Annotated in this window: 25 protein-coding genes; 21 read left to right on the top strand and 4 right to left on the bottom strand. The window is 70.4% G+C overall.

The features are described from left to right. Positions 1-3: 3 nt before the first annotated feature. Positions 4-840: an SDR family oxidoreductase gene (locus tag J4573_RS11385; RefSeq protein ID WP_208255327.1), complete on the bottom strand. Its 837-nt coding sequence runs from the start codon at positions 838-840 to the stop codon at positions 4-6. 90 nt (positions 841-930) lie between these two features. Between J4573_RS11385 and J4573_RS11380 the strand changes: the two genes are divergently transcribed. After that, positions 931-2,115, top strand: a complete 1,185-nt coding sequence (locus J4573_RS11380; RefSeq protein ID WP_208255326.1) for a cytochrome P450 — start codon at positions 931-933, stop codon at positions 2,113-2,115. A 3-nt stretch (positions 2,116-2,118) separates the two neighbouring features. Here the strand turns inward: J4573_RS11380 and J4573_RS11375 are convergent, their stop codons facing one another. Next, positions 2,119-2,721: a TetR/AcrR family transcriptional regulator gene (locus J4573_RS11375; protein WP_208255325.1), complete on the bottom strand. Its 603-nt coding sequence runs from the start codon at positions 2,719-2,721 to the stop codon at positions 2,119-2,121. A 149-nt stretch (positions 2,722-2,870) separates the two neighbouring features. Between J4573_RS11375 and J4573_RS11370 the strand changes: the two genes are divergently transcribed. The 19 genes from J4573_RS11370 (at position 2,871) to J4573_RS11280 (ending at position 21,007) form a co-directional block, all read left to right on the top strand. After that, on the top strand, positions 2,871-4,133 hold the full coding sequence (locus J4573_RS11370; RefSeq protein WP_208255324.1) for a cytochrome P450: 1,263 nt from the start codon (positions 2,871-2,873) through the stop codon (positions 4,131-4,133). A gap of 26 nt (positions 4,134-4,159) precedes the next feature. Then, on the top strand, positions 4,160-4,921 hold the full coding sequence (locus tag J4573_RS11365; RefSeq protein WP_208255323.1) for an SDR family NAD(P)-dependent oxidoreductase: 762 nt from the start codon (positions 4,160-4,162) through the stop codon (positions 4,919-4,921). Positions 4,922-5,029: 108 nt separating this feature from the next. After that, the gene (locus J4573_RS11360; RefSeq protein ID WP_208255322.1) at positions 5,030-5,878 is read left to right on the top strand and encodes an MlaE family ABC transporter permease; all 849 of its coding nucleotides are present in this window, start codon (positions 5,030-5,032) and stop codon (positions 5,876-5,878) included. After that, entirely contained in the window at positions 5,878-6,729 is an 852-nt protein-coding gene (locus tag J4573_RS11355; RefSeq protein ID WP_208255321.1) for an ABC transporter permease, read from the top strand. The genes J4573_RS11360 and J4573_RS11355 overlap by 1 nt, the downstream gene beginning before the upstream one ends. Continuing rightward, complete coding sequence (locus tag J4573_RS11350) at positions 6,726-7,793, top strand: MlaD family protein (RefSeq protein ID WP_208255320.1); 1,068 nt, start codon at positions 6,726-6,728, stop codon at positions 7,791-7,793. The genes J4573_RS11355 and J4573_RS11350 overlap by 4 nt, the downstream gene beginning before the upstream one ends. Continuing rightward, on the top strand, positions 7,793-8,920 hold the full coding sequence (locus J4573_RS11345) for an MCE family protein (protein ID WP_208255319.1): 1,128 nt from the start codon (positions 7,793-7,795) through the stop codon (positions 8,918-8,920). Before J4573_RS11350 ends, J4573_RS11345 begins: the two co-directional genes overlap by 1 nt. Further along, entirely contained in the window at positions 8,917-9,984 is a 1,068-nt protein-coding gene (locus J4573_RS11340; protein WP_208255318.1) for an MCE family protein, read from the top strand. The genes J4573_RS11345 and J4573_RS11340 overlap by 4 nt, the downstream gene beginning before the upstream one ends. Further along, positions 9,981-11,030, top strand: a complete 1,050-nt coding sequence (locus J4573_RS11335; protein ID WP_208255317.1) for an MCE family protein — start codon at positions 9,981-9,983, stop codon at positions 11,028-11,030. Before J4573_RS11340 ends, J4573_RS11335 begins: the two co-directional genes overlap by 4 nt. A gap of 9 nt (positions 11,031-11,039) precedes the next feature. Then, complete coding sequence (locus tag J4573_RS11330) at positions 11,040-12,059, top strand: MCE family protein (RefSeq protein ID WP_208255316.1); 1,020 nt, start codon at positions 11,040-11,042, stop codon at positions 12,057-12,059. After that, a complete protein-coding gene (locus J4573_RS11325) occupies positions 12,056-13,345 on the top strand; it encodes an MCE family protein (RefSeq protein WP_208255315.1) in 1,290 nt (429 codons plus the stop codon). The genes J4573_RS11330 and J4573_RS11325 overlap by 4 nt, the downstream gene beginning before the upstream one ends. Continuing rightward, positions 13,342-14,145, top strand: a complete 804-nt coding sequence (locus J4573_RS11320; protein WP_208255314.1) for a hypothetical protein — start codon at positions 13,342-13,344, stop codon at positions 14,143-14,145. Before J4573_RS11325 ends, J4573_RS11320 begins: the two co-directional genes overlap by 4 nt. A 7-nt stretch (positions 14,146-14,152) precedes the next feature. Next, entirely contained in the window at positions 14,153-14,896 is a 744-nt protein-coding gene (locus J4573_RS11315) for a hypothetical protein (RefSeq protein ID WP_208255313.1), read from the top strand. Beyond that, positions 14,893-15,642: a hypothetical protein gene (locus J4573_RS11310; protein ID WP_208255312.1), complete on the top strand. Its 750-nt coding sequence runs from the start codon at positions 14,893-14,895 to the stop codon at positions 15,640-15,642. The genes J4573_RS11315 and J4573_RS11310 overlap by 4 nt, the downstream gene beginning before the upstream one ends. A 10-nt stretch (positions 15,643-15,652) precedes the next feature. Further along, complete coding sequence (locus J4573_RS11305; protein ID WP_208255311.1) at positions 15,653-16,270, top strand: cytochrome c oxidase subunit 3 family protein; 618 nt, start codon at positions 15,653-15,655, stop codon at positions 16,268-16,270. 2 nt (positions 16,271-16,272) lie between these two features. Then, positions 16,273-16,548: a cytochrome C oxidase subunit IV family protein gene (locus J4573_RS11300; RefSeq protein ID WP_208255310.1), complete on the top strand. Its 276-nt coding sequence runs from the start codon at positions 16,273-16,275 to the stop codon at positions 16,546-16,548. A 9-nt stretch (positions 16,549-16,557) separates the two neighbouring features. Continuing rightward, positions 16,558-17,745 carry a PucR family transcriptional regulator gene (locus J4573_RS11295; protein ID WP_208255309.1) on the top strand — a complete coding sequence of 396 codons (1,188 nt, stop codon included), beginning with the start codon at positions 16,558-16,560 and terminating at the stop codon, positions 17,743-17,745. Positions 17,746-17,798: 53 nt separating this feature from the next. Continuing rightward, positions 17,799-18,965 (top strand): acyl-CoA dehydrogenase family protein, encoded by a 1,167-nt coding sequence (locus tag J4573_RS11290; protein WP_208255308.1) that lies wholly within the window; start codon positions 17,799-17,801, stop codon positions 18,963-18,965. A gap of 6 nt (positions 18,966-18,971) precedes the next feature. Beyond that, positions 18,972-20,294 carry a GDSL-type esterase/lipase family protein gene (locus J4573_RS11285; protein ID WP_208255307.1) on the top strand — a complete coding sequence of 441 codons (1,323 nt, stop codon included), beginning with the start codon at positions 18,972-18,974 and terminating at the stop codon, positions 20,292-20,294. A gap of 107 nt (positions 20,295-20,401) precedes the next feature. Beyond that, positions 20,402-21,007: a TetR/AcrR family transcriptional regulator gene (locus J4573_RS11280; protein ID WP_208255306.1), complete on the top strand. Its 606-nt coding sequence runs from the start codon at positions 20,402-20,404 to the stop codon at positions 21,005-21,007. On the opposite strand, the gene J4573_RS11275 is transcribed toward J4573_RS11280, so the two are convergent. Together J4573_RS11275 and J4573_RS11270 are read right to left on the bottom strand one after the other, a co-directional pair. Next, complete coding sequence (locus J4573_RS11275; protein ID WP_208255305.1) at positions 21,004-22,146, bottom strand: NAD(P)/FAD-dependent oxidoreductase; 1,143 nt, start codon at positions 22,144-22,146, stop codon at positions 21,004-21,006. The two genes, J4573_RS11280 and J4573_RS11275, sit on opposite strands and share 4 nt — an antisense overlap. Next, the gene (locus J4573_RS11270) at positions 22,143-22,340 is read right to left on the bottom strand and encodes a ferredoxin (protein ID WP_208255304.1); all 198 of its coding nucleotides are present in this window, start codon (positions 22,338-22,340) and stop codon (positions 22,143-22,145) included. The genes J4573_RS11275 and J4573_RS11270 overlap by 4 nt, the downstream gene beginning before the upstream one ends. A gap of 287 nt (positions 22,341-22,627) precedes the next feature. Here J4573_RS11270 and J4573_RS11265 point away from each other — a divergent pair, with 287 nt between their 5' ends. Continuing rightward, the gene (locus J4573_RS11265) at positions 22,628-24,388 is read left to right on the top strand and encodes a serine/threonine-protein kinase (protein ID WP_243772819.1); all 1,761 of its coding nucleotides are present in this window, start codon (positions 22,628-22,630) and stop codon (positions 24,386-24,388) included. Positions 24,389-24,404: the final 16 nt, after the last annotated feature.

Raw genomic sequence — 24,404 nt, 5'->3', positions numbered from 1 at the left:
CCGCTAGGCGGAGGGCATGTGGTGGCGGACCATCTCCCCGATGAACTCGTCGAAGGTGCCCGGGAGGGGTCCGGTGGGGGCCATGGGGGAGGGGGCGAGGACCTCGTACTGGAGCGAGGGCGGAAGGGTCACGGCCTGGGCGACCGCCTCGGCGACCTGGTCGGGGGTCATCAGGCCCGCGTGCCGGACGAGGGCGTGGCGGAACCAGGCGCGGTTTGCGTCCATCATCTTGTCCGAGCCGAGCTCGCGGGTGACGAACTCGGTGTCCTTGGTGTTGCTGCACCGCAGCGTCGTGACGCGGATCCCGGTGCCGTCGAGCTCGAGGCGCAGCGTCCGGGCGGCCTGCTCGACGCCCGCGCTGGCCGCGGCGTAGGCGAGATGATGCGGCCACGGCTCCACGGCCGAGGTCGAGGTGATGAACAGGATGTCGCCGCCCGAGCCCGCCCGCCGCATCGCGAGAACGCCCTGGCGTGCCATGTAGAGCGAGCCGGTGAGCTTGGTCGCGATCGCCAGGTCGATCTCGCCGGGGTCGGCGTCGCACAACGGGCCGCTGAACGCCACGGCGGCGTTGTTGATCACCACCGAGACCGGGCCTAGCCGCTCCTGCGCCGCCGCGAAGAACGCCTCGACCGAGTCCGCGCTGGTCACGTCGAGCGGGTGGGTGAAGGGGGTCCCGCCGGCCTTGGTGACCAGCTCGGCGGTCCGTTCCAGCAGGTCGGTGCGGCGGCCGCCGACGGCGACCCGCCAGCCGAGGGCGCCGAACCTGGCGGCGATCGCCTGGCCGATGCCCGTGCCGCCGCCCGAGATGAGGGCGACGCGGTCGGTGTCTTGCTCTCCCATTCTCGCTCCTGGATAGGTAGATTCTCTCTGAGTAAGAATCCTATTATCGTCCCCGCAACGTGGTCGTCTCGCAAGTGAAGGGCGTTCCCTATGACCGAGCTCTACTGGGACCCGTACGACAAGACGATCGACCTCGACCCGCATCCGCTGTGGCGCCGCATGCGCGACGAGCGGCCGGTCTACCGCAACGAGCGGTTCGACTTCTACGCGCTGTCCCGGCACGGGGACGTGGAGGCCGCCCACCTGGACCACGAGACCTTCAGCTCGGCGCACGGCACGGTGCTGGAGCTGATCTCGCCCGACCCCTATCCCGGCGCCACGATGATCTTCATGGACCCGCCCGCGCACACGCTGCTGCGGGTGCTGGTGTCGCGCGGCTTCACGCCGCGGCGGGTGGCGGCGCTGGAGGAGTACGTCCGCAAGCTCTGCGCGGAGATGCTCGACCCGCAGATCGGCGGGGGCGGTTTCGACTACGTGCGCGACTTCGCCGCCCAGCTTCCCTCGAAGGTCATCTCCGAGCTGATCGGGGTCGATCCGGAGGACCGCGAGGAGGTCCGGCGGACGATCGACCTCACCTTCCACCTGGATCCCGAGAAGGGGATCATCAACGACGTCGCGTTCAACGCCCAGCTCAAGCTGCACGAGTACTACTGCGAGCAGATCGACGCCCGCCGCAGGACGCCGCGCGACGACCTCATGACCGCGCTCACCGAGGCCGAGATGGGCTCGGGCGCGGACGCGCGCCGCCTCACGACCTCCGAGGCGGCCGACTTCACCGGTCTGCTGGTCGCGGCCGGGACCGAGACGGTGGCGCGGCTGCTCGGCTGGGCCGGGGCGCTGCTGGCGGCGTATCCGGAGGAACGGGCTGTCCTGGCCGCCGACCCCTCGCTGATGGCGAACGCGGTCGAGGAGACGCTCCGGTTCGAGGCGCCGTCGCCGGTGCAGGGTCGTTTCACCAAGCGCGACGTCCCGCTGCACGGGACCACGATCCCCGAGGGGGCCAGGGTCCTGCTGGTCACCGGGGCGGCGGGGCGCGACGGGCGTAAGTATCCCGACCCCGACCGCTACGACGTCCGCCGCTCCTTCGACGGTCATGTCTCGTTCGGGCGCGGGGTGCACTTCTGCCTGGGCGCGTCCCTGGCCCGGCTCGAGGGTCGCGTCGCGCTTGAGGAGACGCTGGCCCGCTTCCCCGAGTGGGAGGTCGACCATGAGCACGCGGTACGTCTGCACACCAGCACCGTCCGTGGTTACGAGGCTTTGCCCATCCTGCTCTGACGCTCAGGTTCCGGGGCGCTGATCCTGGCCCTCTTCGAGTTTGACGAGCCATTTCTCGAACAAGGCGAAGGCTTCCTCATGGCCGGTTTTCATGCCGAGCTCCTTCTCCATGATGACGACGCGGGCGAGGCTCGTCATCACGACGGAGAGGGCGGCGGGAGGCAGTTCCGCGGACGATATCCCCGCTCTTTCGAGAATGACCGCCAGGGCCTTGGCCTGCTCCTGGCGGAACTGTTCCGCGTAACGCGCGATCTCGTCGCGTACCGCCTCGCTGCGATTGGCCATCGCCACGTACTCCATCGTGAAGGCGACGGCGGTCGGGTCGATACTGAACGCCCAAAGTCCCTGCAAGGGCCTGTCGGAGGCCAGGATCTGGGCCTGGAAGGCCAGCCCTTCCTCGGCACGCCGACGGAACATTTCCAGGACCAATTCGTCCATGGTGCGGAAGTAGTAGTGAACGAGCTGGGGTTTCAGCCCGGCACGTTCCGCCACGCGGCGGGAGCTCACCGCCATGAAGCCCGCTTCGAGCATGAGCTCCTCGGCCGCGTCGAGAAGCGCCATGCGGTTCTTGGCGTCCGGCGAGCCGAAACGGCGTTGGGCCGGCATTTCCCACCTCCATGTGTCCCGGGGAGTTCGAGTCCTCGTGCGACCGGGCCCCGGGATTCTGTGACCTTGACCACTCGGACGAGGCCATGCTAAGCATATGCCCAGCATTGCTGTGCGTGCGCTCAGCAAGACTTCGAGAGGGGCCAGCCTTGAGCGGTTTCGAAGAGGTCGACTTCTTCACCGACGAGTCCCTTGTCGCCGATCCGTACCCCTACTACGAGTCGCTGCGGGCACGCTGCCCGGTGCAGGCCGAGCCGCACCACGGCGCGATCGCGGTGACCGGCTATGACGAGGCCACCGAGATCTACCGCGACTCGGCCACGTTCTCCAACGCCAACTGCGTCGTCGGCCCGATGGTCGAGCTGCCGTTCGAGCCGCAGGGCGACGACATCGGCGACCTGATCGAACGCCACCGCGACCAGTTCCCGATGTACGAGCACCTGGTCACCTTCGATCCGCCGCAGCACACCCTGCACCGCGAGCTGCTGAAGAAGCTGTTCACCCCGCGCCGCCTGAAGGAGAACGAGGAGTTCATGTGGCGGCTCGCCGACCGCCAGATCGACGAGTTCCTCGCCCAGGGCAAGGTCGAGATCATGTCCGAGTACGCCCAGCCGTTCGCGCTGCTGGTGATCGCGGACCTGCTCGGCGTCCCCGAAGAGGACCACCAGACGTTCCGCACGCGCCTCGGCGCCCAGCGTCCCGGCCCGCTCGACGAGGAGTTCACGGGCAACCCGCTGGAGTTCCTCGAGGAGCGCTTCTCCGCCTACATCGAGGACCGGCGGCGTGAACCGGGTCAGGACGTGCTGACCTCGCTCGCCAACGCCAGGTTCTCCGACGGGTCGCTCCCCGAGGTCATCGACGTGGTGCGGATCGCCACCTTCCTGTTCGCCGCCGGACAGGACACGACGGCGCGGCTGCTCACCTCGGCGCTGCAGATCCTCGCCGAACGCCCCGATCTGCAGCGGACGCTCCGCGAGGAACGCGACCAGATCCCCGCGTTCGTCGAGGAGACGCTCCGGATGGAGAGCCCGGTGAAGAGCGACTTCCGGCTGGCCAGGAAGACCACCACGATCGGCGGCGTCGAGATCCCGGCAGGCAGCACCGTCATGCTGCTCCCGGGTGCCGTCAACCGGGACCCGGCGCGTTTCGAGTGTCCCGCCGAGTTCCGCATGAACCGCGGCAACGTGCGCGAGCACCTGGCCTTCGCCCGCGGCAACCACTCGTGCCCCGGCGCGCCGCTGGCCCGTGTCGAGGCGCGCGTCAGCCTCGAACGCCTCCTGGACCGGCTGGGCGACATCACGATCTCCGAGGCCGAGCACGGCACGCCGGACGCCCGGCGCTTCACCTACGAGCCCACCTACATCCTGCGCGGCCACAAGGCCCTCCACCTGGAGTACACCCCGCTCGGCTGAGCGCCGCGGAGCCCGAGGAGATCCGGATGAGCAGCAGCGAGAACACCGACAGGGTGGCCATCGTCACCGGCGGAGCCTCCGGGATCGGCCTGGCCACGGCCCGGCACCTGGCCGCCGAGGGACACCCGGTCGCCGTGTTCGACGTCCAGGCCCAGGCGGCGGAGAAGGCCGCCGAGGAACTGCGCGCGGACGGTGCACAGGCGCTGGCGTGCGAGGTCGACGTCACCGACCACGCGGCCATCGCCAAGGCCCTCGGCACCGTCCGCGAGCAGCTCGGCCCCGTCTCGATCATCGTCACCAGCGCCGGTATCGAGGCGTTCGACCCCGTCGGCGAGATCACGCCGGAGAAATGGAACCGCATCATCGGCGTCAACCTCACCGGCACCTTCAACAGCATCCAGCCGGTGATCCCTGACATGGTCGCCGCGGGCTGGGGCCGGATCATCACGATCTCGTCGGTCAGCGCGCAGGGCGGCGCGCCCAACATGGCGCACTACGTCGCGTCCAAGGGCGGCGTCATGGCGCTCACCAAGGCGCTGTCCTACGACCTGGCCCCACAGGGCATCACCGTCAACACGATCCCGCCGTCCATCGTCGACACCCCGATGGCGCGGCACGCCGAGGAGACCGGCGACTTCCCCGGCATCGACGACCTCGCCCCCATGACCCCCGTGCGCCGCATCGGCACGGCCGACGACATCGCCGCGGCCTGCGCGTTCCTGTGCTCGGACAAGGCGAGCTTCATCACCGGTCAGGTCATCGGCGTCAACGGCGGCTGGTACATGTGACGCCCTCCGCCGCGGGCCGTCCGAGCGCGGGCGGCCCCGGCGGCACCTGACACTCCCGGACGCGCCTGTCCGGCAGGCTCACCCACCCCCTCCCTCCGGAGTGCGCTCATGAGCACTGCCCACACAGCCTCCGCACACCGGCGCCGCCGCGCCGCGGTGCCCATCGCCGGGCCGATCGCCGGGCACCTGCGCGGGATCGTTCTGCGCTGGCTCGAACAGGCCGGCACGCTCATAGCCATCTCGCTGGAGGGCCTGCGCAAGACCTGGGCGATCCGCCGCTGGTGGGGCGAGTACCTGGAGCAGTGCTGGTTCATCGCGCGGGTCACCACGCTGCCGGTGATGCTCATCGCGCTGCCGCTCGGCGGCACGATCGCGCTGCAGGTGGGCCAGATCGTCCGGCAGCTCGGTGCCGAGGCCGGCACCGGCGCGACGGTCGTCCAAGCGCTGGTGACGCAGGTCGCGCCGGTCGCCGCGGCGCTGCTGATCTCCGGTGCCGGCGGGTCGGCGATCACCTCCGACATCGGCTCGCGGCGGATCCGCGACGAGCTGGACGCGCTGGAGGTCATGGGGATCAACCCGGTGCACCGGCTGGTGACGCCGCGGCTGTGGGCCGCCGCCACCGTCGGCGCGCTGCTGTGCTCGCTCATCATCCTCGCGGGCGTGGTGGGCGGCTTCTTCTTCAACGTCGTCCGGGAGGGCGTCACGCCCGGCTCCTACTTCGACGGGGCGACCTCGCTGCTGCACCTGTCCGACCTGCTCATCACGCTGTTCAAGGCGTGGGTGTTCGGGCTGATCGCGGCCTCGGTCTCCTGCTGGAAGGGGATGACCTGCCGCCTTGGCCCGAGCGGCGTCGGGCGGGCGGTCAACGAGGCGGCGGTGATCGGCGCGATGCTCGTCTTCGCCGCCAACTACGTGATCTCCACGCTGGCCTACAGCCTCTTCCCCCCGAGGATCTGATGAACCCCGTCGTCCCGCACCGCGTCATGGTCGTCCTGAACCGGGGCCGGCCGGCGCGCAGCCCCCAGTTCGTGGAGTTCTGCGTCTTCGCCGGGATGGTCTTCCACCACCTCGTCTTCGACATCATGCGCGGCAGGCATCTGAAGGCCGTCTTCCGGCAGGTCAGCGACATCATCGCCGGCGTCGGGGCGGTCGTGCTCGGCCTCGGCATGGTGACGGTCGTGTTCTTCATGTCGTTCTTCACCGGCACGACCGTCGGGCTGCAGGCGATCCCCGGGCTGCAGCGGGTCGGCGTGCAGTCGCTCGCCGGGATCATCGCCAGCTACGCCAACGTGCGCGAGGTGACCCCGATCATCGCCGGGGTGGCCCTGATCTTCCAGCTCGGCGCCTCGTTCACCGCCGAGCTCGGGGCGATGCGGATCTCCGAGGAGATCGACGCGCTCGAGGTGATGGGCATCAACTCGCTCGCCTACCTGGTCTGCACCCGGATCGCCGCGACGCTCATCGCGCTGGTCCCGCTCTACCTGCTCGCGCTGTTCGCCAGCTTCTTCGCCACCCGGCTGATCTCGGTCGGCTTCTTCGGCATCTCGTCGGGGATCTACGACTACTACTTCCACCTCTACCTGCCGCCGATCGACGTCCTCTACAGCGTCATCAAGGTGGTGGTGTTCACGGTGATCATCGTGATCATCCACTGCTACCGCGGCTTCAACGCCACGGGCGGGCCCGTCGGCGTCGGCCTGGCGACCGGCCAGGCCATCCGCGAGTCGATGGTGACGATCATCATGGTCAATCTGCTGCTGTCCTACATCTTCTGGGGGCACGGCGGGACGGTGAGCCTCACCGGATGAAGACCACCGACCTCACGCCGCGCACCCGGCTCCGGTTCGGAGCCGTGGGGGCCACCGTCATCGGCGCCTGCCTGGTGGCGTCCTTCGTCGCCGCCCGGGAGACCCACCCGGGCGCCCACTACCTGCGGGCCACGTTCGGCCGCGCGGGCGAGGGGCTGGACACCCGTTCCGACGTCAAGATCCGCGGCGTCAAGGTCGGCGGCGTCGCGTCGGTCCGGCTCACCGCCGACGGCCGCGCCCAGGTCACGATCCGGCTGGACCACGGCGTGCGCGCTCCCGCCAGCACCGAGGCGGCCGTGGTCCCGCTGTCGGTGTTCGGGCCCAAGTACATCGACCTGCGGCCCGGCCAGGGCGAGGGCACCGGCCCCTACCTGGCCGACGGCGGCACCATCGCCAAGACCCAGGACCCGCAGGAGCTCACCGACGTCGCCGAGCCGACGACCCGCCTGTTCGACGCGCTCAACCCGCGCGACATCGCCACCATCATGACCGCGCTGGGCGGCATCGACGGCCGCGGCCAGGAGATGTCCCGGCTGATGGACGACTCCTCCAAGCTGCTCGGCCTGGGCGCGCGCCGCAGCGCCGACCTCGGCGCCGTCCTGGACAACGGCGGCAAGGTGGCGGGCACCGTCGCCGACCACAGCGCCGAGATCGGACCGATGACCGCCGACCTCGACACAGTCCTCACCTCGGTGACCGGCGACCCGGCGCGCTTCGAGACGATGCTGAACGGGATCTCGGGATCGGCGCGCACGCTCGTCCAGATCCTCGGCGTCGACCCGCGCGCACCCGGCCGGATCATCGACTCGATCGGCCCGGTGGCGACCGTCCTGCACACCTACCGCGGCTACTTCCCCGACCTGATCAGCGGGAGCAGCAACGTTCTCACCCAGCTGACCGGCATCGCGCGCGCTCCCGGACCGCACAAGACGCTGCTGTCGCGCGTGACCATCCACATCAACCCGAACGAGGTGCTCTGCGAGACGCTGCCCGGGATCTGTGGACCGATCCCGCCCGCGATCCCGCAGAAACCTCCCACCGGCACCAAGAGGGGAGGCGACTGATGGCCGCCCGTCCGGCGCGCCCGGCGCGCAGATTCCTCGCCTTCGCCCTGGTCTCGATCGTGCTGACGACCTTCTTCGCCTTCCGCATCGTGGGCGCCGACCTCGGGTCGGGCCTGGCGCTGCGCGCCTCGTTCGACGACGTCAGCGGGCTCCGCGAGGGCGACCGGGTCAAGATCGCCGGGACGCCGGTGGGCCGGGTGACCTCGCTCAAGGTGGTGGACGGCCGGGCGGTCGTCTCCATGAAGGTGCGGTCCTCGCTGGAGATCCCCGACGACTCGTCGGCGGCCGTCCGCTGGCGCGACCTGATCGGCGAACGCGAGATCTACCTGGAGCCCGGCTCCAGCCGCACGATGGCCAAGAGCGGGCAGACACTGTCCCGGACCCGTTCGGCAGTGGACCTCGGGGCGCTCATCAACGACCTCGGCCCGCTGGTCGGCGGCATCGACCCGAACGAGGTCAACAAGATCCTGCAGTCGTTCGCCGTGGCGCTCGACGGCAACCAGGACAAGATCAACCAGATCACGGCCAACCTGTCGGCGCTGCTGCGGGTGCTCGGCACGCGCAGCGGCACGATCCGGCAGATGATCGCCGACTACCGCACGGTCACCGGCGCCCTCGCGACCCGTGACCGGCAGATCGCGCAGACCGTCGACAACCTGACCAGCCTCACCCAGGTCTTCGCCCAGGACCGCGCCGCCCTCGGGACCGCGACCTCGCGGCTCAGCAGCGTCGCGGGCAACCTCGACGCGGTGCTCGGCGGCTCGGCGCCCGAGCTCGGCCGGATGGTCGACGGCACGAGCCAGGTGATGGAGATCGCCCACGGCCGGATGGCCGAGCTCGACAAGATGATCAAGAGCCTGCCGACGGCGCTGCAGGCACTCCTCACGCTCATGGACGGTGGCCAGTTCGTCCGCGGCAACGCGCTCTGCATGAACATCGTCCACGACGACACGTGCCCCTTCCCCGAGAACCTGCCGCCCCCGCCCGCCCAGGACCCGCGCAAGCGATCGGGCGGCGGCCCCGCGATCAGCGCGGAGGCGGCCAAGCTCACACCGGGTCAGCAGCAGGTCTTCCGGGCGATGGTCCAGATGCTCTTCCTCGGCAGCCAGCCAGGGAGTTCGTCGTGAAGCGGTTTCTTTCCAAGTCCTTCCGCGACCGCGATCCGAAGGCCGTCGCGCTGATCGCGCTCCCGCTCCTGGCGGTGCTGCTCGTCGCGACCTACGCCTACGGCAACCTCGGCATCGGCCAGGGCGGCTACAGCGTGACCGGCAGCTTCACCGCGACCGGCGGCCTGCAGCGGGGGAGCGAGGTGCAGCTCGCGGGCGTCAAGGTCGGCAAGGTCACCGGCATCAAGCCCGACTTCGAGCACGGGCACGTCGACATCACCTGGAAGGTCGACGGCGGCGTCCGGCTCGGCCAGGGCATGCACGCAGACATCCGGCTGTCCAACCTGCTCGGAGGCCAGTACATCAAGCTGTCGGGGCCCGTCACCCAGCCCTACCTCGGATCGCTGCCCTCCGGACGGCGGCGCATCCCGATGGAACGCACGAGCGTCCCGTACACCCTGAACGGCGCGCTCGACTCGGCGTCCAACCTGGCGGGCGGCCTGGACACCAAGGCGGTCGACCGGCTGCTGGACGCGGCCGCGAAGGTCCGCCTGCCCTCGCAGCGGGAGCTCGCGACGATGCTGTCGGACCTGCGCAAGGTCAGCGCGACGCTGAACGAGTCGTTCCCCCAGGTCGCGGCCATCATCGCGAGCAGCGGCAAGCTCACCGGCACGCTGGCCTCCAAGGACCGGCAGCTCGGGCAGCTGCTGGAGTACGCCGACACGCTGCTGAAGGAGCTGATCCACCGCCGCGACGAGGTCGCCTCGGCGCTCGGCAGCGGCAGCCGGGTCGTCAAGAGCCTCGACGAGGTCCTGTCCAAGCACCAGAAGCAGCTGAACACCGTGCTCAGCGACTTCCACCTCGCCGCGCAGACCCTCACTGGCGACAACCTGCCGTCGATGAACGCCGCCCTCGCCTGGTTCGGGCCGGCGTTCTACGGGCTCAGCCGCAGCGGCAGCCGCGAGGGGCGCTGGATGGAGGGCGGCTTCGTCGGCTTCGGCCCCGTCCAGCCCGGCGTCGTCGGCCCGCAGCCCGACTTCCACCCGCCCAACTGGCCCATGGTCCCGTCGGGGGAGGTCGAATGATGTCGCCGCGGCGCTCCCGCCTGCGCCTGCTCGCCGCCGGGGTCACGGGCCTGCTGGTGCTCGCCCTCGGCGGATGCTCGGTCGTGCCGGGCCCGCTGTCCGCGTCTCCGAGATACCGGATCACGGCCTACTTCGCGAGAGCGGTCTCGTTCTACCCGGGCTCCAGGGTCCAGGTCATGGGCGTGAACGTCGGCAAGGTCGACTCGGTCACGCCGCTGAACGGGGAGGTCCGCGTCGTCGCGTCGATCGACGAGAAGGTGCGCATCCCGGCGAACGCGACCGCGGCGATCGTCCCGCTCAGCCTGATCGGCGAACGCACCCTGACGTTCTCGCCCGCCTGGCGGCCGGGCATGGCGAAGCTGGCACCGGACTCGGTGCTGCACCAGGACCGGACCCGGATCCCCGTCGAGGTGAACGACGCGCTCAAGTCGTTCGGCAAGATCCTGGACGGCCTTGATCCGGCCAAGGCCGACACCGTGCTGGGCAACGCCGCGTCGAGCGTCAACGGCAACGGCGTCGCGTTCAACCAGGCCTTCGAGCAGGCGGGCCTGCTGGTGAACAACCTCGCGGGACAGGACCGGCAACTGCTCAAGGTCGCCCAGGACCTGAACCGGCTGGCCGGGGTCGTCCGCGGCAGAGAGAAGACCCTGGGCTCGCTGGTGGACTCCTTCGGCCAGGCCTCGCAGGTGCTGGCGAGCGAGCGCAAGAACATCCAGACCCTGGTGACCTCGATCGCCGACCTGGTCCGGCGCGGCGACGTCCTCATCAAGATCCACCAGGAGACGCTGCCGGACGACCTGGCCCGGATGGCGCAGGTCTCCCTGATCGTGAAGGGCCGGGCCGAAAGTGTCGGCGGCCTGCTGAAGTCGCTGCCCGGCCTCGGCTACCAGTTCGTCAACGCCTACGACCCGAAGACGCACGCGATCAACCTGCGGGTCACGCTCGACAACTTCGCGCGGGCCTATCTGACCGCGCTTCTCCGCGAGCCCAGGGCCAGCGACAAGGTGCCCTGCCCGCTCCCGCCCCCTTACTCCAACTGCCACTAGGAGCACAGCGTGAGACCTTTCCGCCTCGCCGGGGTGCTCGCTCTCTGCGGGTCCCTGGGCGGGTGCTCGATCCAGACGCTGCACGCGCCGAAGGGCCCGCTCCAGATCAGCGCCGACTTCGCCGACGTGCAGAACCTGGTCGCCGGGCACAGCGTGAAGATCGCGGACGTCGCCGTGGGCTCGGTCAGCAAGGTCTCCCTTGTCGGCAGCGGCGGCGCCTACCGGTCCCAGGTGACCATGTCGATCAAGAACGGCGTGCGGATCCCCACCGGGACCAGCGCCAAGGTCACGGTCACCTCGCTGCTCGGCGAGAACTACGTCCAGTTGCAGCCGCCGCCCGGCAGGCAGCTGAACCAGGGGCCCTTCCTCGCCGACCACGCTCAGATCACCGAGACCGCCACCACCCCCGGCTTCGAGGACATCGTCGGGCGCGCGACGCCCTTGGTCGGCGCGCTCGCGGGCGGTGATGTGCCCGGGCTCGTCCGGACCGCCGGCGAGGCGTTCAGCGGCCGCGGCCCGCAGCTCCACTCGATGATCGGCGACGCCGGGACGCTGATGCAGACGTTCGGCAGGCGCCGCGAGGAGCTCGCCGGTGCCGTCGACGACCTCGCCAAGATCGGCAAGGACCTCGCCGCGCACCAGCGGACCCTGGACCGGCTTCCCGGCAGGCTGGCCGAGACGACCAGGCTGCTGGCCGACGACCGCGAGAAGATCCTCGACGCCGTCCACGCGCTGTCCGGCCTCGCCAGGACCGTCAACGACACCGTCCTCGTCGGCCGCACCGACAGCCTGCGCAAGATCATCCAGCAGATCGGCCCCACCTTCGAGGTGCTGGCCTCCGACCGGACCAGGCTCGGTGACCTGATCACCCATGTCCAGGAGTTCGTCCAGCGGATGCCGCGGCAGGTCTACAACGGTCAGCTGCTCACCTATCCCGTCATCGAGTTCGACTCCCCGGGAGGGAAGAAGGCCGACCGCACACCCGCCTCGCTCGCCGACCTCGTGCGCATGCTCGGACCCCGCCCATGACCCGCCGCATCCAGGTCAACCTCATCGTCTTCGCGCTCCTCGGCCTGGTCCTTTCGGCGTGGGCGCTGCGCAACGTGCTCGGCGTCGACGCGTTCTCCCGCCCCTACCGGATCACCGCGCAGTTCACCAGCTCACCCGGGCTGCAGCCCGGCTTCGACGTCACCTACCTCGGCGTCGCGATCGGGAAGATCCGGTCCGTCCGGCTGGACGGCAAGGTGGTGACCGTCGACCTGGCCATCGACAAGGGCAGGCGGATCCCGGAGGGCGTCACCGCCGCCGCCTCGCTGAAGTCCGCGATCGGCGAGCCGTACGTGGCGCTGGAGCCGGGCCCGGGGCAGGCCGCCGCCACGCCGATGCGGCCCGGCAGCGTCATCCCGGTCGCCAGGACGAGCGTCCCCGAGAGCTACGGCGACCTCTTCGCGGCGGTGAACAGGGCGCTGAACGGGCTCGACCCGAAGAACCTGCGCATCCTCAGCCGCGAGCTCGCGCTCGGCCTCGACGGCCGCGGCGACTCCCTCCGGCTCACCGTGGACGGCGCGTCCCGGCTGGCCGGTACCTTCGCGCGCGACACCGCCACGCTCGACGGGCTGATCACCAACCTGAACGCGCTGACCCGGGTCCTCGCCGATCACCGGGGCGCGCTCGGCACCGGGATCTCCAGTACCGCCGACCTCACCGCGTCGCTGGCGGAGGTGGACGACTCGCTCGCCTCGATCCGCGACCACGCGCCGGACCTGGCGGCACGTTCGGCACGGATTCTGCGACAGTCCCAGCCTGCCGCGCAGTGCATGGTGACCTCCCTCGGCACGGCACTACCCGCCGCGCTGTCCCACGCCAACGTCACCGCCCTCGCCGAAGGCCTGCGGTGGGCGCCGCCGATGGCGGCCGCCATGAACGGGGTCCTCACCTACGTCAACGGAGACCCCAACCTCAACCTCAAGTTCCTGCTGACTTTCACCCCAGTGAAGACCGCGGTCGAGTTCCGCAACGTGAAGCCGCTCCCCGAGATCCCGCCGATTCCGACGTGTCCCGGCGTCACGCTGCCCAAGCAGCAGATCCCGCCGATGGGCAAGAAAGACCTGGCCGAGCGTGCGAAGGGGACCGGAACGGCGCAGACACCCGCCCCCGCCACCGACGTCTCCGCGCACAGCACCGCCGGCGACTCGCGCCACGACCCCCTGGCCTGGCTGGTCTACCTGCCGCCCCTCATAGCGACCCTGATCCTGATCGCCGTCGCCGTGCGGGCGTTCGGACCGGCCTGGCGCCTGAAGAGGAGAAGCAAATGAGCGACGAAGTCTCGCGGTCTTCATCGATCGTCTACGAGCTGTCTCCCGCCGACCTGGCCACCGACGCGGGCGAGACGGAACCTTCCGAGCCCGAGCCCGAGCCCGAGCCTGCGCCGAGCTCGGCGGCGAAGCGCGACGCCCAGGCCGCCGACTCACGTACGAAGCGAGATCCCGCCCCGCGCCGCATCGTTTGGAGACCTCCGAGCTTCAGCCGCGCGCGGATCAGCCGCACGCTGCTCTTGCGGGTGATTTCGGCGGTCGTGCTGGGCGCGCTGGTCACGGTGAGCGTGCTGCTCGTCCTCACGTGGCGGGAGAACGGGCGGCTGTCCGAGCAGGCGCGGCAGCGCAGGGAGCTCGCGGCCAGCGCGAGCGAGGTCACCCGCGTCTTCTTCAACTGGGACTACCAGCACATGCAGCAGTCGTTCGACGCCAAGTACCCGCTGCTAACCAAGGCCGCTGCGGATGCGATCCGGCCGACCGCGGCCACGCTCACCAGCTACTTCACCAGCAACAAGGCCAGCTCGACCGCCTCCATCACCGGCGTCTATCCGGGGGAGAAGAAGGGCCAGGACGCCAGCGTCATGGTCGTCATCAACACGCGGGTGACCACGACCAAGTCGATCCAGTCCAACCAGGGCGCCGCGGTCTCGCTGACCATGAAGCGGGTCGCGGGCGCGTGGCTGGCTAGCAACATCACGCTGCTGGGGTCGGGCGCCGAGACGGTCACCGACCCGAAGGGGAAGCCGCTGCCCGCGAACAAGGACTCCGCGTTGCCGGGAGCCGTCCCCACCCCGAGGTGAAGCAGCCATGACCAGCGTCGTCGAGACCGATCGCGCGCAGCGATCGGTGCCGGTCACCGCGCAATGGATCAGCCTCTGGATCGCACTGGTCTCCGGGGCCGTCCTGCTCGTCGCGTTCCTGAGCTTTCCCGGCTTCTTCCCGCCCGTGTCGCCCGAGCTGCCGGCGGAGAAGGTCGCCGCGTTCTACGCGGACGACACCGCGATGATCCGCTTCAGCATGGTCGTCTTCAACGTGTGCGGCGTGATGCTGATGCCGTTCTTCATGGTGATCGTCGTTCAGATGAAGCGGATGGCGACGCCGAGCCAGGTGCTCGCGTACTGCTACCTCAGTGGGGCCGTCGCCGGCGTGACGCTGTTCGCCATCGCCGACCTGATGTGGCTCGTCGCGGCGTTCCGTCCCGAGCGCGACCCGCAGCTGATCCTGCTGCTGAACGACCTGGCGTGGATCATCTTCACCGCGCCCGTCGGCATGATCGTCGTGCAGAACCTGTGCCTGGCGCTGGCCGTGCGGCTGGACGCCCAGCCCCGGCCGATCTTCCCGCGCTGGGTCGCCGCCTTCAGCGTCGTCATCGGCCTGGCCATCGCGCCGTCCGCCGGTGCCGCCGCGTTCAGGACGGGCCCGCTCGCCTGGAACGGCCTGGTCTCGTTCTGGCTCAGGATCGGCGCCTACGCGCTCTTCGTCGTGGTCATGTTCTTCGTCCTGTGGGGCGCGGTCAGGCGGCAGTCGCGCGAGGAAGAGGCGGCGCGGTGAGCGACACGGCCGTGAGCGACGCTGCGCTGAGCGAGGCGGCGGAGCGCGGGAGCAAGACCGACCTGTGGATCTGCTGGTGGATCCTGCCGGGCTTCTACACCCTCTTCGGGATCATCTTCGTCCCGCTCACCCGGGTCATGCCGCCGCCCCGGCCGGACCGCAGCCCCGAGGAGATCACCCGGTTCTTCCACGCCCACGCGACGACGATCCAGATCGGCTTCGGGCTGCTGATGGTCGTCATCGGCTTCGCGACGGTCGCCAACGGCCTGGTCATGTTCCAGATGAAGCGGATGTCGGTGAGCCCGGTGTTCGCCTACGCCTACACCGCGTCCCTGGCCGTCGGCGCGATCCCCGGCTGCCTGTTCGCCGCGTTCTCGTTCCTGACCGCGGCGTTCCGCCCCGACCGCGACCCGCACCTGCTCGCGCTGCTGTACGACGTCGGGCTGCTCACCTTCATCGGGTCGCTGGGCTGCTTCGCCACCCAGTACCTGATCCTGGCGATCGCCATCCTCCTGGACAAGAACGGGATCTTCCCGACGTGGATGGCCTACGTGTCGATCTGGCAGATCGTCACCGAGCTGGTGGCGGCGCCGCTGTTCGTCTTCAAGGACGGGCCCTTCGCCTGGGACGGCTCGATCAGCTTCTACCTGGGCACGGCCATCTTCGCGGTCTACCAGACGTGCATGATCATCCTGCTTCGCCAGATCATCGAACGCCAGCCGGCCGGCGTGCCGGTCCTGGACTAGGGCGGGCGTCATGACGAGCGCGCGACAGCCGGCGTCCACGACCGCCACCACCTCATCTGCCCAGCCTGCGCAACGGGAGGGACCCCACCTCCCGGGCGACTCGGGCATGTGGGTGTTCGTCCTCGGGGACCTGGTCATCTTCTCGGTCTACTTCGTCATCTTCATGATTCACCGCAACCGCGAAGCCGACCTGTTCCTGGTGTCCCAGCACCATCTCAACCCGACCATCGCCGCCGCCAACACCCTGGTCCTGGTCACCAGCTCGTGGTTCATCGCCCGCGGCGTCCAGGCGGCGCGCACGGGCGATCACGCCCGCGCGCTGAGGCTGGCCATCGCCACGATCGGGTGCGGCCTGCTGTTCATTCTTCTCAAGGCCATTGAATGGGCATTGGAGATATCCCGCGGGCTGACGCTGCCGTCCAACGACTTCTTCATGTTCTATTACATGCTCACCGGCGTGCACCTGGTCCACGTCGTCATGGGCCTGGTCATCATGGGCGTCGTCATCCGCGAGCTGCGCGTTCCGCGCCTCCGCAGGGTCTCCGTCGTCGAAACGGGAGCCACCTATTGGCACATGGTGGATCTGCTCTGGATCGTCATATTCGCGCTTGTCTACGTGATGAGATGAGAATGAAAAGGACAGTGGATTCGCCGCTCACGACCGTGTGGCTCGCGCTGCTGGTCATCGCGGTCGGCTCGTGGTGGTTCGGCGTCGAACGTGGCGGCACCGGTCCCGACCCCAGCCTGCCGATCACCATCGCGGTGCTCGCGCTCGGGCTGATCAAGGCGCGGCTCATCATCCGGTACTTCATGGAGGTGCGCGCCGCCCCCACCTGGCTGCGCGCCTTCACCGACATCTGGCTCGTCCTGCTCTGGGGCGGCGTTCTCGGCATCTACCTCGCCTAGCAGGTGACCATGACCAGAAACGCCTCCTCCAGCCGCGAGCTCGTCCCCGCAGCGGTATGGCGCACCGGGCCGTCGCACTCAGATGTCGTCAGCAAGGCGGTCGACGGTGCGCTGCGAGGCTTCCCCCGGGCGCTGGAGGGCAAGGCCGTCCCGGCTTCCACGCTGCAGAGCTTCCAGCGGGTCGGGCAGCTGTACGCCCGTACGGGGATGAAGACGACCGAGCTGCTCGCCGCCGTGTCCTCCACGGCGGACGTGGCGGTACGGCAGCTCACCGAGCTCGGCCTGCGCAGCGGCGTCGCACTGACCGCGCCCGAGATCGCGCGCCTGATCGGCGTCAGCCTGACCTACTTCGACCAGCTCCGGCTGGCCGCCGTGACCGGGTACGGCGACATCGACGTACCGCGGACCGAGATGGGGACCGCGCGAGCGCGCCTCATCAAACTGCTGCTCGGTCGGCGCGGACAGCGCGGTCGGCCAGGCCATGCCGCGGACCCCGCCGATCGCGCCGACGACGTGGCCGGATGGCAGCCGGCGTCGCTCACCGACTCCGAGCGGCTGGAGGAGGCGGCGGCACGGGCCGGCTGGTCCCTCCCCGCCTCCGTGGCGGTGACGGCCGTGGACTGCGGCGGCTCACGCGGCCCGCTGCCCGGCTTCCTCCCGCCTGACCTGCTGACCGTCATGGACGAGGACACCGTTTTCCTCATCGTTCCCGACCCTTCCGGGCCGGGTCGCCGGGCGATGGTGGAGCAGATCGTCGCCGACCATCCCGCCGCCGTGGGGCCGACCGTGCCACCCGCGCACACGGCGGCGTCGCTGCGGCTCGCCCTGCGCGGCCTGCGGCGGCTCCCGGCCGCGATGCTGACCGCCGGGACACCGGTCCACGTGATCGAGCACATCCCGGCGATGCTGCTGACCAACTGCCCGGACATCACCGGACACCTCATCAAGGAGCGGCTGGCGCCGCTGAACGAGCTGCGCCCCGCCCAGCGTGACCGGCTCGCCGAAACCCTGCTGGCCTGCTTCGAATGCGGGTTCAACACCCCCGAAGTAGCCGCGCGAGTGCACGTTCATCAGCAGACGATCCGCTACCGGCTCCGGCAGCTCGACGACATGTTCGGGCCCGAGCTGCGCGATCCGGAGCACGCGCTGGATTACCTCATGGCGCTGTACGCCTTGCGGCTGCGCGACCAGACCTGAGGCCCAGGACCACTCACCATTTCGGAAGCTTGAGGAAGGGACGTGACCGTCCGGTGGATTTCGAGCTGAGCGACGAGCAGCGGTTGTTCCGGCAGACGCTGCGGGACTTCGCCGACAAGGAGATCGTGCCGGTGGCGCCGGAGTGGGAGCGGACCGGCCGCTACCCGGCGGAGATCGTCGAACGCCTCCGCGAACTGGGTCTGTTCGGCCTGAACGTGCCCGAGGAGTTCGGCGGGCTGGGCGCCGACCGGATCAGCTACGCGCTGGCGTTCGAGGAGATCGCCCGTGCGTGGCTGGGCGCGGCCGGGCTGTTCGGCCCGCATTCGGTCGCGTGCTGGCTGGTCGCCCGCAACGGCACGCCCGAGCAGAAGGAACGGCTCCTGCCGCGCATGGCGAGCGGCGAACTGCGTTCGGGACTCGGGCTGACCGAGCCGGGCGCGGGCACCGACCTGCAGGGCATCGCGACGACCGCCGTCCGCGACGCTGACCACTACGTCGTGTCGGGCACCAAGACCTGGATCACCAACGCGCGGGTGGCGGGCATGCTGCCCGTGCTGGTGAAGACCGGCCGTGCCGAACGGGCGCACGAGGCGATGTCGGTGCTGCTGGTGGACACCTCGGCGCCCGGCTTCACCGTCACCCGCGACCTGCCCAAGCTCGGCTACAAGGGACCGGAGACCTGCGAACTGGTCCTCGACGAGGTGCGAGTGCCGGTCGAAGACCTGCTGGGCGGCCGGGAGGGGCGCGGGCTCCAGCAGGTCCTGAACGGTCTGGAGATCGGCAGGATCAACATCGCCGCCCGCGCCGTGGGTGTGGCGCAGGCCGCCTACGACGCCGCGCTCGGCTACTCGCGGCAGCGGGAGGCCTTCGGGCAACCGATCTCCGGCTTCCAGGCCATCCAGCTGAAGCTCGCCGATATGGCGACCGAGATCCAGGCGGCGCGGCTGCTGACCTACTGGGCGGCGGCCAAGTCCGGGGCCGGCGGCGGCCGGGTCGACCTGGAGGCGGGCATGGCGAAGATGCACGCCTCGGAGGTCGCCATCAAGTGCGCACTGGAGTCGATGCGCATCCACGGCGGCTACGGCTACTCGGCGGAGTTCATCGTCGAACGGCTCTACCGTGACGCCCCGCTGATGGCGATCGGCGAGGGCACCAACGACGTTCAGCGCCTGGTCATCGCAAGGTCGTTGTTGTCGGGCAACGGCCGCCTGGGCTGGTGAGGGCCGGTGCTGCCGAGGAGAGGGCGTACGAGGAGCCTGCGCACGCTGGTCGGCGGAATGCTGGCCGCGGCCTGCGTGGTCGCCGCCGGGCCGGTGGCCAGAGCGTCAGCGGCGTTCGTCGCGAAGCAATGCCCGGGGCGCGGGTGGGTGGCCGCCTGGACGGCCGGCGCCACCGACGGGGTGGTGGGCCTCGACGCTTCTCTCGGCGGCGTCCCCACCACGCTCTCCGACCAGACCGTGCGCATGGTGATCACTCCTCACCTGAGCGGTTCGGAGATCCGGCTGCGGCTCAGCAACCGGTTCGGCAGCCGCCCGGCGACGTTCGGCCGGGTGACCATCGCGCCGCAGACCCAAGGCGCCGCAACCGGCACGCCGGTGCCGGTGTCCTTCGGCGGATCGGCCTCGGTCACGGTGCCCGCCGGGCAGGACGTCGTCAGCGACGCCGCCGCGCTCACCTTCACCGCGTTCACGCCACTGGCGGTCAGCATCTACCTGCCAGAACGCACCGACTCGGTGACCAAGCACTGGAACGCCAACGCCACTTCGTTCTACGCGGACGGCGGCAGCGGGGACCTCACCGGCCGCACGACCGCGGCGGGCTTCACCGGCACGACCCTGAGCTGGCTGCTCGTCACCGGCCTGGACGTCCGGTCGGGCGCCCGGGCGGTGGTGGCGTTCGGCGACTCCATCACCGACGGGTTCGTCGGCGGCAGCCCGTTCAGCCTCCCCGCCGACGCCTCCGTCGCCGACAAGAACGGCCGCTACCCCGACCGGCTCCAGCGCCGCCTCGATGCCGCGGGCCTGCCGATCTCCGTCGTCAACGCGGGCATCGGCAGCAACCAGCTGCTGGGAAGCCTGGGACTCATGGACGGGCCCAGCGGCGTGTCCCGCTTCCAGGCCGATGCCCTCGACATCCCCGGAGCCACGGGCGTCCTGGTCCTGGAGGGCATCAACGACTTCGGCCTGCACCCCGGGATCACTCCCGCCGAGATCCAGGAGGGCTTCACCCGGCTCATCACCAAGACCCACGCGGAGGGCAAGAAGATCTGGCTCGGCACGCTCACGCCCGCCGCCAACTCCATCGTCGACGGGACGGCGACCGCCCCGAACAGTGAGAAGTACCGGCAGCAGATCAACACATGGATCCGGACTCGGTCCCGAGCGGACGGCATCGTCGACTTCGACGCCGCCGTTCGCGATCCCGCACACCCCTCGCAACTGCTGCCCGCCTACGCCAGCCCCGACAACTTGCACCCCAGCCTCGACGGCTACACCACGATGGCCGCCGCCGTGCCGCTCGACCTCCTCGACACCGCCCCGTGTCCCTGAACAGCAGTGCCGTGCAGTTGCCTAGCATGGGTCACGGGCGGGGGCCGTCGACCCCCTTCGCCATTTACGATGACGTCGGGGTCGCGACGAACAGGGGAGGTGGACGCATGCCGCCGCAGCGTCGCATCGGATCGCCGGACGCCAAGAATCGCACGGTGCTCCTGGACGCGGCCGAGCAGCTGTTGCTGGAGACCGGCTACGGAGGCGTCAGCTCGCGCCGCGTGGCCGAGCGGGCCGGGCTGAAGCCTCAGCTGGTGCATTACTACTTCCGCACGATGGACGAGCTCTTCCTGGAGGTCTTCCGGCGGCGCGCGGAGGAGGGCCTGCGCGCGCACGCGCAGGTGCTGGCCTCCGACCGTCCGCTCCAGGCGCTGTGGGAGTTCAGCACCGACCCCGCGGGCACGGCGCTGACGATGGAGTTCATGTCGCTGGCCGTCCACCGCGAGGAGATCCGCGACGAGATCGCCCGGTACGCCGAGCAGTTCCGCCAGGAGCAGACCGAGTTCCTCAAGGCCGTGCTCGAACGCGCGGGAATCTCGACCGAGGAGTGGCCGCCCGCGGCGCTTTCGGTGATCATCACCAGCCTCGGCCGGATGGTCGTGATGGAGAAGGCGCTCGGCATGTCCACCGGTCACGACGAGAGCTTCGCCCTGTTCGAGCGGTGGCTGCACAAGCTCGAAAAGGCCGGCTCCGGCGCGCAGGACACGGCCTAGCCCGCGGTGGTCCGCGCGGCCGCGAGAGCGCGCAACCGGGGGAGCGGGCGCTTCAGGTTCCACGCGACGACGGTCGGGGTTTCACTGCCCGGCCAGCACAGGACGGCGCCTCGTTCCAGGTCCCCTTCGAGGATCTGCGGTTCGCCCGGCGGCGGCAGCGTTCCGATGATCTTTATCGTCCCGCCGAGGATCTCGGTCCAGAAGTAGTCGTCGAACACCGGCGGCGAGCCGGGCGCGCCGAGGATGCCGTGCGCCGCCACCCGGCCCTGCCGGGCCGCGTTCGACCAGAAAGGGCGGCGGGCCAGGCCGCCGCCGGTGCGGACCGTGACGACGTCGCCCGCCGCATAGACGTCCGGGTGGCCGGTGCGGCCGGTCTCGTCGATCACCACCCCGCCCGCGATCTCCAGGCCGGAGCCGCCGAGCCAGGACGTGTTGGCGACGTCGCCCGCGCAGGTGACCACGAGGTCGGCGGTGAGCGTGCCGCCGTCGCCGAAGCGCACGCCCCGCACGGGGTCGCCGAGCATCGTCACCCCGCCCGGATCGACGCGGACCCGCACGCCCGCCGCCTTGGCCCGGTCGAGCGCGAGACTGGACAGAAACGGCCCGAGAAGCCGCCGCAGAGGCGGCTCCACGTCGACCACCGTGACCGCCACCCCACTGCGCACGCACGCGCTGACGACCTCCATGCCGAGGAAGCCCCCGCCGACGACCACGGCGGAGGCCGCCGTGCGGAGCAGCTCCCTGATGCGCCGTGCGTCGTCCAGGGTGCGCAGCACGATCTCGCCGCGCTGCCCCGGCCCGGCGAGCCGCCGCGCGCTCGCCCCCGTCGCGACGACGGCGATGTCGAACGGCCGCGACCCGCCCGAGGCCAGGCGCACGCGCTTGCGGTCCAGGTCCAGGCCCACGGCGGTGTCGCGGACGACGACGGCGTCGATCCCGTCGACGGCGAGGGCAGGCGCCTCGTAGGCGCGGCCGGTGTCGAGGACCTGCTTGGACAGCGGCGGCCGGTTGTAGGCGCCGTGGCACTCGTCGCCGATGATGGCGAGCTCGCCCCGATGCCCGAGCCTGCGCAGCTCGCGGGCGGCGGTGACCCCCGCGAGCGACTCGCCGACGACCGCGATCGAACGGGTCTCGTTCACGGCACCAGCCGCAGCGCGATGACGGGGCACACTCCGATGGCGCTGCGGGCGGCCTCCTCGTGCTCGGCGGGGATGTCCACGCCGTCGAAGTGGTACGTCAGATCGCCGTCGTCGTCGACGGTGAAGACGGCCGGTGCCGACTCCTCGCACAGACCGTGCCCTTCGCAGGCGTCCCAGTCGACATCGATGCGCATGACCAGCTCCGTTCGGCGAGGCCCGGGTGAGCGAGGCGCAGATGCTGAGCGATTGCACAGCATCGCTGAGCATATGCTTAGCACGGTGGGGAAACCAGGGTCAAGAGGGCCGACGGCCTGCACGCCTCGTAGGTGTACATGTGCGCATTGTGAGGCCGATGGTGGTCATACCGGTCACTTCCAGTAGCGGCTCCGTCAGACTTTCTGCACGGGGAAAAACGCACCGCGTGCTCCCGGGGGAGCACGCCACGGGCTACGGGGGTGGCGCGATGGCCAGATTTTCGACGTTGACGGACGATGACCCGCGGGCCGTCGCCGGTTACGCGATCCGCGCACGGCTGGGCTCGGGCGGCATGGGGAAGGTCTATCTCTCGTTCACCCCGGGTGGGCGGCCCATCGCGATCAAGGTGGTCCGCCCGGAGTACGCGGAGGACGAGGAGTTCCGGCGGCGGTTCCGGCAGGAGATCGGCGCCGCCCAGCGCGTGCAGGGCATGTACACCGCGCCCGTCGTGGACGCCGACGCGGGCGCGCCCGTGCCCTGGCTGGCGACCGCCTACGTGCCGGGACCGTCGCTGCACGAGGCCGTCCTGGAGTACGGGCCGTTGCCCGCGGGGACGGTGTTCCGGCTCCTGGCGGGCACCGCCGAGGCACTCACCGGCATCCACGCCGCCGGCCTGATCCACCGGGATCTGAAGCCCGCGAACGTGCTGCTCGCCGAGGACGGCCCCCGGGTCATCGACTTCGGCATCGCCCGCGCCGCCGACGCCACCACGCTCACCCGCACGGGCGCCAAGGTCGGCACGCCGGCGTTCATGGCCCCCGAACAGGTCGCCGGCAAGGCCATCACCACCGCGACGGACGTCTTCGCGCTCGGCCACCTGGCGGTGTGGGCGGCCACCGGCCGTCCGGCCTTCGGTGACGGGCCGACCGAGGCGATCCTGTTCCGCATCCTCAACCAGGCGCCCGATCTGGAGGCCTGCCCCGAGGAGGTCCGCGAGCTGGCACTGCGCTGCATGGCCAAGTCCGCGGCCGACCGGCCGACGCCGACCGAGGTCATCGAGGAGTGCCGGTCGGCGATGGCCGGGCGGACGATGAGCCTGGCGGAGTCGTGGCTGCCGCCGGACCTGAGCCGCGCGCTCGCCGGATACCGCACCGAGATGGCCCCGGTGCCGCCGCGCCCGCCCGCTCCGCAGCCGGCCCCGCAGCCGGCCCCGCAGGCCGTAATGCATCCCGCGCCCACGCACCGTCCGGCGCCCGCGCCCGTGGCTCCCGACAGGACGACCAGGCCGGGGCGTCGCGCCACGGCGGCCGAGACCGGCCGAGACTCGGCGATGCCCATGGCGACGATGGTCACCCTTGCCGCCATGGTCACCGCCATCGTGCTGCTGAGCACCGCGGTGGGGGCCGTCCTGCTGAGCAAGAGCCGGTCGTCGGGCAACGGCGCCGGCCCTTCCTCCGGCCAGAAGGCCCTCACGAGCGGGCACGGCACCTCGGACACCGTCACTGTGACGGCCTCGCCCCGGGAACGCGTGGTCCCGCCGCCCACGCCGGACTCCACGCCGGTCTCCTCCCCGCCCCCCGACCCCCATGAGGGCGAGGACCCGAGCGGCCAGGGCGGGTCCGGTTTCACCCTGGCGATCCCCAACGGCTGGACGCGCCGAGCAAGCAGCGGCGATTCGCCCGCCAGCGTCTTCTGGGACGCCCCCGACGGCGTGAGCTACCTCCAGGTCGACACCCAGTCCTGGAATTCGCCGTTCACCGCCGATGCGCAAGCGCAGCAGGCCGACGCGCGGGCGCGCAAGAGCAAGTCGCCGTTCAAGGGCTACAGCCTGATCGGCATGAACGGCCTGACCTATCAGGGGAACACCGCGGCCGACTGGGAGTTCACCTTCGACGACGCGAGCGGGGCGGGCCGCGTCCACTCCAAGGACCGGTTCTTCCAGTCGAACGGGCGTCCGTTCGCGATCTATCTGCGCACGCCTGACAGCTCGTGGTCCTCGATGCAGGACGAGCTCGCCGGTTTCTACGGCTCCTTCCGGGCGATCTGAGCGAGCCCGGCCCGAT

It is taken from the genome of Actinomadura barringtoniae (assembly GCF_017573505.1).
GTDB classification, from domain to species: Bacteria; Actinomycetota; Actinomycetes; order Streptosporangiales; family Streptosporangiaceae; genus Spirillospora; species Spirillospora barringtoniae.
Note: the sequence above shows the minus strand (reverse complement) of the source record. Positions and strands in the feature narration are given on the sequence as shown.